This is a genomic window from Cedecea sp. Ae19-4, from assembly GCF_059801165.1.
Window position 1 is genome coordinate 100,448 of the sequence record NZ_JBCHWG010000001.1, and the last position, 12,255, is coordinate 112,702.

At 52.1% G+C, this 12,255-nt stretch carries 9 protein-coding genes; 8 read left to right on the forward strand and 1 reads right to left on the reverse strand.

Annotation, left to right across the window (positions count from 1 at the left end; all coding sequences use genetic code 11):
• The first annotated feature begins 13 nt into the window (after positions 1-13).
• The 4 genes from AAIE02_RS00490 to AAIE02_RS00505 all read left to right on the forward strand — a co-directional run bounded on the left by AAIE02_RS00490 (position 14) and on the right by AAIE02_RS00505 (position 5,150).
• Entirely contained in the window at positions 14-2,536 is a 2,523-nt protein-coding gene (locus tag AAIE02_RS00490) for a fimbria/pilus outer membrane usher protein (RefSeq protein WP_498531783.1), read from the forward strand.
• 23 nt (positions 2,537-2,559) lie between these two features.
• A complete protein-coding gene (locus AAIE02_RS00495; RefSeq protein ID WP_336983053.1) occupies positions 2,560-3,645 on the forward strand; it encodes a fimbrial protein in 1,086 nt (361 codons plus the stop codon).
• Positions 3,646-3,741: 96 nt separating this feature from the next.
• Positions 3,742-4,509: an EAL domain-containing protein gene (locus AAIE02_RS00500; protein WP_336983052.1), complete on the forward strand. Its 768-nt coding sequence runs from the start codon at positions 3,742-3,744 to the stop codon at positions 4,507-4,509.
• 95 nt (positions 4,510-4,604) lie between these two features.
• Positions 4,605-5,150 (forward strand): helix-turn-helix transcriptional regulator, encoded by a 546-nt coding sequence (locus AAIE02_RS00505; protein ID WP_498531784.1) that lies wholly within the window; start codon positions 4,605-4,607, stop codon positions 5,148-5,150.
• A gap of 284 nt (positions 5,151-5,434) precedes the next feature.
• Here the strand turns inward: AAIE02_RS00505 and AAIE02_RS00510 are convergent, their stop codons facing one another.
• On the reverse strand, positions 5,435-6,940 hold the full coding sequence (locus AAIE02_RS00510) for an EAL domain-containing protein (RefSeq protein WP_498531785.1): 1,506 nt from the start codon (positions 6,938-6,940) through the stop codon (positions 5,435-5,437).
• A 693-nt stretch (positions 6,941-7,633) separates the two neighbouring features.
• On the opposite strand from AAIE02_RS00510, the gene fimA reads away from it, so the two are divergent.
• The 4 genes from fimA to AAIE02_RS00530 all read left to right on the forward strand — a co-directional run bounded on the left by fimA (position 7,634) and on the right by AAIE02_RS00530 (position 12,250).
• Positions 7,634-8,173 (forward strand): type 1 fimbrial major subunit FimA, encoded by a 540-nt coding sequence (gene fimA / locus AAIE02_RS00515; RefSeq protein WP_008454320.1) that lies wholly within the window; start codon positions 7,634-7,636, stop codon positions 8,171-8,173.
• A gap of 71 nt (positions 8,174-8,244) precedes the next feature.
• Entirely contained in the window at positions 8,245-8,784 is a 540-nt protein-coding gene (gene fimI, locus AAIE02_RS00520) for a type 1 fimbrial minor subunit FimI (protein WP_166994572.1), read from the forward strand.
• A 55-nt stretch (positions 8,785-8,839) separates the two neighbouring features.
• Positions 8,840-9,544, forward strand: a complete 705-nt coding sequence (locus AAIE02_RS00525; RefSeq protein ID WP_498531786.1) for a fimbria/pilus periplasmic chaperone — start codon at positions 8,840-8,842, stop codon at positions 9,542-9,544.
• A gap of 72 nt (positions 9,545-9,616) precedes the next feature.
• Entirely contained in the window at positions 9,617-12,250 is a 2,634-nt protein-coding gene (locus AAIE02_RS00530) for a fimbrial biogenesis usher protein (RefSeq protein ID WP_498531787.1), read from the forward strand.
• Positions 12,251-12,255 lie beyond the last annotated feature (5 nt).

Below are 12,255 nucleotides of genomic sequence, written 5' to 3' on the forward strand. Positions count from 1 at the left end.
GTGGGCTTTCATCATGATGAGTAAAAAATTATGTAAAGCGGCGCCAGATGCTTTGGGGTCTATAGGGCTCTGTTTCTTTTTTGCCGCCGCGGTGGTAACCGCGCCCTGGCATGCCTATGCTGCGGAAAAAACGCTTACCGATAATGTGGAATTCAATACCTCTTTTTTGGATACCGGCTACACCGGGAAGGTTGACCTGAGCCAGTTTGGCACAGGCAACGGTATGCTGCCGGGTAAGTACCTGGTGGAGGTTTATCTCAACGATGATCTAAAGGCCACCGAAAAGGTGACTTTCGCGAAGCAAGCCACTGGCAAAGTAACCCCCTGTCTCTCTCCGGGGTTATTGGCGCGGTTGCACATCATGTCAACCGCGGTGCAGAACACCGATAAGTTATCCCAAAGCGGCTGTACCGCCGTGGAAGAGATCATTCCCTCTGCGCGGGTCACGTTTGATTCGGGTCTCCAGGCGCTGACCATTCATGTTCCGCAGCAGGATATCCAGAAAACGGCGCGGGGCACCGTGGCCCCGGCTTTGTGGCAAAGCGGCAGCACGGCCGCCTTTGCGTCTTACAACGCCAACGCCTATCAGTCGGAAACCAACGGCAAAGCCTATCGCTCGCAGTATCTGAGCCTGAATACGGGGCTGAACCTGGGGGGATGGTATTTCCGGCATAACGGGTCATTAAGCCAGCAAACCGGCAGCGCCGATCGCTATCAGAGCGTGAACAGCTATGTCCAGCATGATATCTCGGCCATCAGCGGGCGGGTGCAGGTTGGCCAGGCCAACACCTCCGGGCGCCTGTTTGACACCCTGTCTTACACCGGGGTTTCTCTTTTTAGCGACGACCAAATGCTGCCTGAGTCTCAGCGCGGCTACGCCCCGGAGATTAGGGGGATAGCGCACAGCACTTCCCGCGTTACCGTCCGCCAGGCCGGGAATGTCATCTATGAAACAACGGTGCCGGCAGGGGCTTTTGTGATTAACGACCTCTACCCGACGGGCTACGGCGGCGATCTTAACGTAACCGTGCGGGAGTCAAACGGCGCGGAGAGTACATTCCTTGTTCCTTATGCTTCGGTGGCAGATTTGCTCCGCCCAGGCGCTTCTCGCTATGAAGCGGTAGCGGGGAAATACCGTTCAGCCTTTGGTAAAGATGGCCAGGCCTTTTACCAGGCAACCTGGCAGCAGGGGGTGACTAACAGTCTGTCCGTCTATGGCGGGAGCCAGCTCAGCAACGACTATCAGGCCTGGCAGGCCGGCAGCGCCCTCTCATTGCCGGTGGGCGCCCTCTCGATGGATGTGACTCACGCCAGGACCAAAACGACCCGCCGCAAGCTGGAAGGGCAAAGTTATAAAATTACCTATAACAAGCTGATCTCGGACACGAAGAGCAATATCTCGCTGGCGGCCTATCGTTTCTCCACGCGAAACTACCTCGATTTTAGCCAGGCTATTCAGTACCAAAATTATGAGCAGGGCGATGCGGTCTTCTCAGGCTTGCTCTACCGGACCAAGAACCGCTTTAGCCTGACCTACAGCCAGGGGCTGGCGGACGGCTGGGGCTCGCTTTACGGCAGCGGAATTTCTCAGGACTACTGGAACCGCAGCGGCAGCGATATGCAGTACCAGCTGGGCTACTCTAACAGTTTCGGGAGCCTTGCCTATACCATCACGGCGAGCCGTAGCCGGGTGATGGATGGGGCGATGGAAACCAGCTGGCTGCTGTCGTTCAGCCTGCCGCTGGGTGAAACCCGGCCCGTTTCGTTCTCGGCGGCATTGAGCCGAGATGCTAACGGGCGGTTCGGGGAGCAGGCTTCAGTGACTGGCACTGCCGGTGAAAAGCAGCAGGTTACCTGGGGCCTGGCCGGCACCAACGATAAAATCTCCGGCAGCGCAGGCAGCGTCAGCGGGCAATATCTTTCCCCGTGGACCTCCGTCAGCGCTTCCGCCTCGGCCGGCCGGGACACGCGTACAATTTCTGCCGGAATGGTCGGGTCAGTCATCGCTCATCCCCACGGCGTAACGCTGAGCCCTTACACCGGGAACACATGGGTGGTGATTCACGCCCCGGGTGCCGCCAATGCTGAGGTAGTCAATAGTCCAGGGGTAACGCTTGACGCCTGGGGCAATGCGGCCGTGCCGGCCTCGATGCCGTATCAGACCAATACCATTGGCATTGACCCCAAGCATCTCTCCAGTGATGTGGAGCTGGAAAGCACGACGCAAAGCGTGATCCCGCGTTCAGGGGCGGTTGTGCTGGCCGAGTTTGGCGTCAGGGAGGGCAAGGCCTTGCTGTTCACGCCTGCGGATGGAAAATCAGGTTTGCCGTTTGGCACCAACGTGACGGATAGCCAGGGCAACAGCGTCGGCACGACCGGGCAGGGGGGCATGGTTTATGCCCGCGTGAATGCGCTCTCAGGCAAGCTATTTGCGACCTTTAACAAAAAGGATAAAGCCGAAACCTGCATTATTGCCTATCAAGCGGCTGAGCAGGGCGGCGCTATGCAGAAAATGACCTATGTCTGCGGCCAGTAAAGATTGAATCAGGATATATAGCAATGACAAAGACAATGATTAGACTGGCAGCATTGGCGGCTTTTATTTTTGTGAATATATTTATTCCGCGTATGGCGTGGGCAACATGCACGGTTAGTAATCCATACTCGGGCACAACCGTTTTGCGAGGGAGCTATATAAGCGCCGGAGACGATATGCCCGTCGGAACCGCCATATTCCGGCAGCTAGTGCCCGGCTATGCTAATGTGAACTATACCTGTACCGGGAGTAACCCTGTGTTAACGGTGTCAGTTCCAGGGGGAACGCTGGCCCCTGGTTCGGCGGATACTTTTTTATCGGGGATAGCCGGGGTCGGGATTAAATTCTATGCGGGTACTAATGAAAGCGCCGCTGTATTAACTCCGACATCAAGCTATACGATGGCCTTGCCTGCCGCATCGGGAACGCTGTCTACCGCCACTCTGTCATTTTTCCTGACTGCATATAAAATAGGCCCTATTACGCCAGGCCAGGCTGGGGCGGTTTATTTTCCTCCGATTAAAATGGATTTAACTGATTCTGATTCATCTACGCCGGTGAGAGCAGCTTATACCAATTTTATTTCGGGGGGATTTGTAGTAAATAAGCCCAGTTGCACCACGCCTGATTTCACTTTTAATTTGGGTAACTCATTCCCGCCGGCGACCAATAACAACAGCGGCTGGGTGAGCACTCCTGTGACATTGACCAGTTGCTCGGCATTCAATGGCAACTCGTCAGACTTTCAAAGTTATCAAATTGTGAAACAAGGCAGTAGTTATTATGGATCGATATCACAGTCAGGAACATTCGCCAAAAATACAGTGACTATGACCCTAAACCCGCAGATTCCTCCCTTTGATGCCTCCACGGGGCTACTGGCGAACCAGACGGGAAGCGGGTACGCCACCGGCGTTGCGGTTCAAATTGCGACGCAGTCGGGCAGCACATATACGCCCATTAATTTGGACAATAATATAGTCTTTAACCCCGCGTTAGGCACTTCTAACGTGAGTTTCCCCCTGGCTGCGCGCATGGTTCGTACCTCAAATACGGTCACTGCCGGGGCGGTATCTACCTCGATCACGTATACGATTACCTATCAATAACCATGCATCAATTTCTTATTGATAGAGCTGAAATATTGTTCGGGTTATTAACTGGTTTACCTGTAAAGGTTGAGATAAAAGGGCAGGGGAATAAAGGTGTTTAGTCGACAGGATTTAATTTATTCGCTGGAGCGCCAGTACATTATTCCCTATTTTCAGCCCGTCCATGACAGCGCTTCAGGGCGCTGTATTGGGGCTGAAGTGTTAGCCCGGCTTTATCATCCGGAATACGGGATTGTTCCCCCCGCTGATTTTCTTGCCTACCTGCAGGATATGGACGGCCTGGCGGCCCTGACCCAAACCCTGATGATAAAAGTCGGGCACTGGCTGGGGGAGAATCCTGTTTCAGATGGCTTTATTCTGACGTTCAATATTCCGCCCAATATGGCCGGGCAAACGTGGCTATTGTGTGCCAGCCAGGCGCTGCGAAGCCTTTCCGCTCACCGGGTGGTCGTCGTGCTTGAACTGACCGAGCAGCTGCCGTTGACGGATATTAGCGCCCGGTTTCAGCGGCGGCTCAGGCGCTTAAGGTATGCAGGGGTAAAAATTGCCCTGGATGATTTTGGGACAGGGTATGCCGGATTCTCGCTGATGCAGCAGGTGGCAGGGGACATGCTCAAGATCCCCAGGGAATTTGTTTCCCAGGCAATGACCTGTTATATCACCGCCAGCATCATCGATAATATTATCTCTTTGACTCGCCATTTAGGCATGAAGGTCATTGCCGAAGGTGTGGAGTCGAAAGAACAGGTGGATCTTCTGGCAAAAAAAGGAATTGTCCTGATGCAGGGGTTTTATTTCAGTCCACCCTTGAATGCAGCTGATTTCGAAACGTACATGACGATGGAGAAACTATGTGACTAGAATTTCACTTTCACATGAAAGTTGGTATTTTGGCACATAGTTAATCACCGTTACTAACTACATAATGAGCCTGTGTTAGCATTTTGAGGTGAATTGTGTACCTGGTAATAACAAAAGATATTTATTTTTTACATGCTCTGAGGTTTATCCTAAAAGGATTTCGGGTGCAACACGTTAAGTCTGACAGAGACATTCGTGAGGATCTTCATAATAAGTGCTATATCATTATCGATACCTATGAAAATAATTTATTCCATAGCGACTTTGAAATCAGAATTAGACGATTAAATCCCCGGCGCGTTTATATCCTGGGGCCTTTTTTGGTGAACAGGCTCTGGCCTGAGTTGCCGGTGGTTTTTTTGAAAAGAACCACGGCGGTGATGGATTTTTTTATGCTGATTCATGGCAGAGCCATCGGCGTTTGTCCGCCTGATATCCTATTAACCAGAAAACAACATTTGGTATTGACCTATTTGATACAGGAAATGAGCCCGGTTGAAATATCAACCAGGATGGGGGTGTCTATTAAAGCATTTTATGCGCACCAGTTTAATATTATGGAATTATTCAAAGCAAAAAAGGTCGGCTGTTTAATTGTCTCCGGGATTTCAAAGTACCTGATCAAATCTCCGCTGTCATAACCGGCAAGGCCAGGTTTGAATTTAACGATTTCAGGCAAGGGGCCTCCTCGCCCCTTATCTAACGCCACTCATGAGATCCATTCGAGACGTGGCGTAGTTAATCTGAATAGCTCTATGGCAATGAATGAGTACTCCGCATTGCTTATTTATTCATAATATGTGCATACGGCAGAGGTTTGTTAATCCTCAGTCTGCCAAAAAATAAGGGACCTGAAACAGAATGTTCTATTCCTGTCCGCAAATAATGCGAATAATAGAATCATTTTTATAAATCGAATGACATTTTATGTCTGGGGTTGTTGAAGTCCGCGGAAAACTAACGCATCTAACTCCTCGCGGAGCACCGGCTTCGAAATATAATACCCTTGAAATAAACTGACGCCCATTTGCTTTAGCATAAGGAATTTTTGCGGGTTGTCGACACCTTCCGCCACGCACTGCCTGCCTGTTACGCTCGCATAATAGATTAAGCCATCAATGAGGTGTTTATCATCGAGATTACTCGTAAAGTTTTCAACGATATAGCGGTCCAGCTTATAGCTATTAAATTTTAGCTGCCTGACTGGAAACGTGACGCTATTTTTAGCGAAGCAATCATCCAGCGCAAGCTTTATGCCCAGCCCGGTAAGCTGATTTAATACCGTGACCGTTTTAGACTCGTAGCTTAAATCCACATTTTCGTTAATATCCAGCACCAGGCGGCTTATCCAGGTCGGATCAAGCAGCTGAGCTTTGGCCGTCTCAACTATTTTAAACAGGGCAGCACTCTCGGTGAGAATCCGTGGAATATTGACCGAAAATTCCAATTTCCCCGCATAGTTATTTATATTCACCACGGCTTCTCTGATGATGTAGGCCGTGAGCATGATCCACGTTTCTCGCGTCCTGATCTCATGGAAAAAGTCTTTCGGCAACAATACGTTGCCGTTAGTGTACCAGCGGCAAAATATCTCAAAACCCGCTATCTGCATCTCGCCGTCTACAATGGGCTGGAAAACGGGGAAGATCAGGCCATGCTGCAGGGCATGGGTAATTTTCCTCTCCTCGCTGCTGAGCATTCTGGTCGTTAATCCCCTGGGCTTCGACTGGCGCTGTGCTTTGCGATGCCGGCCCGGCAGCAGTCTGGACATCATCGGGTGAATGGCCGCCAGCTTTTTTAACCCACTTGAACGCAGGTTATAGAGCGTTTTAGTACTGAAGCTTTTTATTGCCGCGGTATCTTCATGGCCGGACGGGCTAAAAAGCTCCAGCAGCGTATTGACCTCATGGATAGTGAGGCCTTCGTGGCGCAAACTGCCGTTGCGTTCTTCCTGTCTGGCAAGCGAGACAAGCGTGGGAATGTTTTTAAGGTCTTTATGCAGCGTATTTCTGAGTTTAACCACGCTGGTAAAAATGCTGACTACTCTGATGGTACTGAGATTCGATTTTCGCGGCATCACATTTTTAAAATAACTAAACAGCCAGGACGACGATAGCCCACTTATGATCAGGATATTTATCTTATGGTGATGCATTTGTAATAGCGATATCAGGCTCTTCAGCGTCATCAGCATCTGAAAGGGATCTTCAGGAATAAAAACTATCAGATGGTTAAATTCATCGTTTTCATTATTTTTAGAAATAAGTTGGCTGCTTTTCTCGGGGCTAATCAGTTTTGTATTCATTCCCTTTTCATGAAGCAACTCAGAAAGACCCGTTGCGGAAAAATGACAGGCAGAAAGTATATGATAAACAAACTCAACGTGGGAATGTTGAGGTGGCACAGGCAATAACGGTGAGGTTATATTCATATCAATTGTCCATTAGTCATTATTTTCTATACCCGATGCAATAGGTTTTATTGCGTGGTATATCCTCGCCAGAGGTTTTTTTGATATGTGAAAGCCCGGCCGACGCAGCATGAAAGATGTTTGCGTCAGGTATTACTTTTTAAATGTGCAAACTAAGATTTGCGGCTGATGCCAGATTAACGCTGCATATTAAGTTCCTTTTAATAAATTCTGGATAATTATTCGTCTGTAATATTAATGATAAATTCAATGCAATGAATGTTTTATAATTATTTTAAGCGAAATTATCCCTGTTGTTTTTTATGTGTAGTCTTTTTTTTGAATTTTTAGTCAACATTCCTGTTTCTTCTCTAGTTTCTTTACAACGTGTGGAATGTCAATAGAAATTAATTCCAAAAGCGCTATTGAGAATAAGTTTAGGGAAAAATCCTAATAGGATGAAATATAAAAAACATTTAAAATCAATGCAATGTGATGATATTGATGTTTTGTTAAATATAATTTCAAAGACGATTCGGGATACTTTATTAATATTTCACCCCGGCTCCCACCAATATTGAGAGGGTAGCTCTCTTAGGGGCGAGCTTATGTGAATAGGCGATCGTTTCGTGAAGCTGAAACATAGGTCTTATGGAAGGCATAGCGACTGCCGGTTCTGATTCGTTTTAGTGAAATTGTTTAAAGGAATAAATTATGAAAATCAAAAATCTGGCTCTCGTTGCACTGTCAGCCCTCTCTTTGAGCTCGGGTGCGGCTTATGCCGTGACGGTTAACGGTGGCACCGTTCATTTCAAAGGTGAAATTGTTAACGCAGCCTGTGCCGTTGATGCGGGATCGGTGGACCAGACTGTTCAACTGGGCCAGGTTCGTTCTGCCCGACTGGCTGCGGCAGGTAGCACCAGTTCTGCAGTAGGTTTCAACATCCAACTGAACGATTGCGATACCACTGTTTCCACCAAAGCCTCCGTTGCGTTCTCTGGCGTTGCCGTCACCGGCAAGACCGACACGCTGGCAATTCAGGGCCCTGCGGCGGGCAGTGCGACTAATGTGGGGATTCAAATTCTCGACAACACCAGCACACCGCTGGCACTGGATGGGGCAACCTTCAGCGCCAAAACCACGTTGAACGATGGCACCAATATTATTCCTCTGCAGGCCCGTTACATCGCGCTGGGTGCGGCTACGGCCGGTACCGCTAACGCGGACGCGACCTTTAAAGTTCAGTACGAGTAATCAGTCATACAGGGAAATCACTCGGGGCCAGGGACGGCCCGTCATCTACTACGGATTTGAAGGTGATAATGATGAGAGGAATCAAGCTGATTCTATTGAGCGTTCTCCTGCCATCCCTGGCGCTGGCCGGTAACCGAACGCATGTGATGCTGCCGGGCGGCAATATGCGCTTCCAGGGCACGATCGTTGCCGAATCCTGCCGCGTGGAAGCGGGCGACCGCCAAATGACGGTCGAAATGGGCAGGATCAGCAGCAATCGCTTCCACGCGCCAGGCGAAGACAGCGACCCGGTGCCTTTCGCGCTCCACCTTCAGGACTGTAATACCAATGTTAGCCGGCACGTTGGCGTGGCGTTTATGGGCGTGGCCGACGGTAAAAATCCGGCGGTACTTTCGGTGGGCGAGGGACCGGGCATAGCTGAAGGCGTGGGCGTTGCCCTTTTTGATGCCGAGGAGCGCCAAATCCCATTGAATGCCCCTGCAAAGGCCCGGACCCGGATATACGCCGGGCCAAACACTCTCCATTTTATCGCCAAATATCGCGCCACCGGGCATCAGGTTACCGGCGGGCTGGCTAATGCCCAGGCCTGGTTTTCTTTGACCTACCTGTAGCCTGAATGCGGGCGTAGTGGACACAAACAACAACGACAAGGACAAAGGTGCGAGCGTGACAAAAAGCTTACTAAGAGGTCGCGGTTTACTGGCGGCGATGATGATAGCTGCGGCAATCGGCTTTATGGCTCCTGCAGAGGCGGGGGTTGCGTTAGGCGCGACTCGCGTTATTTATCCTGAAGGGCAAAAGCAGGTTCAGCTGGCGGTAACCAGCAACGATGAAAAAAGTACTTACCTTATTCAGTCGTGGGTAGAAAACGCTAATGGCGATAAAGACAGCCGGTTCGTGATTACCCCGCCGCTGTTTGCCATCAAAGGGAAAAAAGAAACCACGTTACGCATTTTAGATGCGACCAATAACCAGCTGCCGAAGGATCGGGAGAGCCTGTTCTGGCTGAACGTGAAAGCCATTCCATCCATGGAAAAATCAAAGCTGAATGAGAACACGCTCCAGCTGGCGATCATCAGCCGAATTAAACTTTATTACCGCCCGGATAACCTGGCGCTGGCCCCGGAGAAAGCGGCAGAAAAGCTGACCTTTAGCCGCAGCAACGGCCAGCTGACAGTAAACAATCCCACCCCGTATTACCTGACGGTGACGGATATAAATGCCGGCACCCGCGTGCTGGACAATGCGCTTGTCCCGCCGATGGGAAAAACCTCCGTGAAGCTACCGGCCAATGCCGGGACCAACATCACTTACCAGACCATTAACGACTACGGGGCGCTAACGCCACGGATGCAGGGCGTTATGCAGTAATTCAGGACAGGCCGTCCTGCGTTAAATAACAACGAAGAACTGACTGCCGGGCGAATGCTGACCGGAGGGACAATGTCACATCTAAAATATGGATTAGCGCGTTTCGGCTTCCGTCGTCCGCGGCGCAAATTAGCTTCTTTTTTTACTCTGGTACAAACGCCGCTGGCGCTTTTCATTGCTATGCAAGCCTGTTCCGCCCATGCGGATCTCTATTTTAACCCGCGCTTTTTAGCCGACGATCCCTCCGCGGTGGCTGATTTGTCCAGCTTCGAAAGTGGGCAGGAAGCGCCGCCGGGGACCTATCGCGTCGATATTTATCTCAACGAGGGATTTGTCGCCACGCGGGACGTTAAATTTGATGCGGCAAAGAGCAGCGGCGGCCTTGCTCCCTGCCTGACGCGTGAGCAATGGGCCGGAATGGGCGTCGATGTAGCGGCCATTGCCGGCATGAATGCCCTGGCGTCGGACGCCTGCGTCCCGATGACTGAACTTATTCCTGAGGCGACCGCCGGGTTTGATGTTGGTCTCCAAAGGCTCAACCTGACGGTGCCGCAGGCGTTTATGGGCAACCGGGCCAGAGGCTATATCCCGCCTGAACGCTGGGATAACGGCATTAACGCCGGTCTGCTGAATTACAACTTTACCGGCAATAGCGTGCAAAACGATCGCGGTGGTAACAGCAATTATGCCTGGCTGAACCTTCAGAGCGGGATCAATCTCGGGGCATGGCGACTGCGTGACAACACCACCTGGAGCTACAACAGCGGCGGCGGAAGCTCAGCGAACGAAAACAAATGGCAGCACGTCAACACCTGGCTTGAGCGCGATATTATTTCCCTGCGCTCCCGGTTAACGCTGGGCGACAGCTATACCGACAGCGATATTTTTGACGGGATCAATTTCCGGGGGGCTCAATTAGCCTCCGACGATAATATGCTGCCCGACAGCATGAAAGGCTTTGCGCCGGTGATTCGCGGTATTGCCCGGGGCACGGCGCACGTCATCGTCAAACAAAATGGCTATGAAATCTATCAGGGCACCGTTCCGCCAGGCCCGTTCACTATTAACGATCTCTACGCTGCCACTAGCGGCGGCGATCTGCAGGTCACTATCAAAGAAACCGACGGCAGCAGCCAGATCTTCAGCGTGCCGTGGTCATCCGTGCCTGTTTTACAGCGCGAAGGGCGCACGCGTTTTTCACTGACGGCCGGGGAATATCGCAGCGGCAACCGCCAGCAGGAAGAGCCTAAGTTCTTCCAGGGCACGGTGCTGCATGGTTTGCCCGATGGCTGGACGCTTTATGGCGGCAGCCAGCTGGCTGACCGTTACCGCAGCTTCAACCTGGGCGTAGGGAAAAACATGGGGGCGCTGGGGGCGCTGTCGATGGACGTCACTCAGGCCAACGCCAGGCTCGCCGATGACAGCGAACACCAGGGGCAATCGCTGCGCTTCCTCTATAACAAATCGCTGAATGAACTGGGCACCAACATCCAACTGGTGGGCTACCGGTATTCAACCAGCGGCTATTTTACCCTCGCCGACAGTGCCTACAGCCGGATGAGCGGTTACCGCGTGGAAACGCAGGACGGCGTCATTCAGGTTAAACCTAAGTTTACCGACTACTACAACCTCGTCTACAACAAGCGCGGCAGGGTGCAGCTGAGCCTGACCCAACAGTTGGGCAGAACAACAACGCTTTATCTCAGCGGCAGCCACCAGACTTACTGGAACAGCAGCAGCGCCGACGAACAGATGCAGGTGGGGTTAAACACCGCCGTGGATGACATCAACTGGACGGTCAGCTACAGCCTGACGAAAAACGCCTGGCAGGAAGGGCGTGACCAGATGCTGGCGGTAAACGTCAATATCCCGTTCAGCCACTGGCTGCGTTCCGACAGCAAATCCGTCTGGCGTAATGCCAACGCCAGCTACAGCGCCTCACACGATCTTAATGGCCGGATGACCAACCTGGCCGGGCTGTACGGCACGCTGCTGGAGGACAATAACCTGAGCTATAGCGTGCAGACCGGCTATGCGGGCGGCGGGCACGGGAATAGCAGCAGTACAGGTTATGCCGCACTGAACTACCGCGGCGGATACGGCAACGCCAACGTGGGCTACAGCCGCAGCGACGGCATGAAACAGGTTTACTACGGCGCGAGCGGTGGCGTACTGGCGCATGCGGATGGTGTGACCTTCAGCCAGCCGCTGAACAGCACGGTCGTGCTGGTGAAAGCCCCCGGAGCCGGGGACGTCAAAGTCGAAAACCAAACCGGGGTTCGTACTGACTGGCGCGGTTATGCCGTGCTCCCGTATGCCAGCGATTACCGCGAAAACAGGATCGCGCTGGACACCAACACGCTGGCTGACAACGTAGACCTTCAGGATGCGGTCGCCAACGTGGTGCCCACCCACGGCGCCGTGGTGCGCGCGGAATTCAAGCCACAGGTTGGGGTGAAAATGCTCATGAGGCTGACCCACAACGGCAAGCCTGTGCCTTTCGGAGCGGTTGTGACCGCCGAAGGCCTGCAGGTGAGCAGTATTGTGGCCGACAGCGGGCAGGTGTACCTGAGCGGAATGCCGCTGGTGGGCAAGGTGCTGGCCAAATGGGGAGACGGGCCGGGTGCCAGCTGCGTGGCGGACTACCGTCTGGGTGAAGAGAGCCAGAAGCAGATGCTGAGCTCGCTTTCGGCGCTGTGTCGCTAAGGAAT

Bases quoted from the DNA above. Each gene is read 5' to 3' on its own strand.
- AAIE02_RS00490 (WP_498531783.1), top strand. From the start codon at position 14: ATGATGAGTAAAAAATTATGTAAAGCGGCGCCAGATGCTTTGGGGTCT.
- AAIE02_RS00495 (WP_336983053.1), top strand. From the start codon at position 2,560: ATGACAAAGACAATGATTAGACTGGCAGCATTGGCGGCTTTTATTTTT.
- AAIE02_RS00510 (WP_498531785.1), bottom strand. From the start codon at position 6,940: ATGAATATAACCTCACCGTTATTGCCTGTGCCACCTCAACATTCCCAC.
- fimA (WP_008454320.1), top strand. From the start codon at position 7,634: ATGAAAATCAAAAATCTGGCTCTCGTTGCACTGTCAGCCCTCTCTTTG.
- fimI (WP_166994572.1), top strand. From the start codon at position 8,245: ATGAGAGGAATCAAGCTGATTCTATTGAGCGTTCTCCTGCCATCCCTG.
- AAIE02_RS00530 (WP_498531787.1), top strand. From the start codon at position 9,617: ATGTCACATCTAAAATATGGATTAGCGCGTTTCGGCTTCCGTCGTCCG.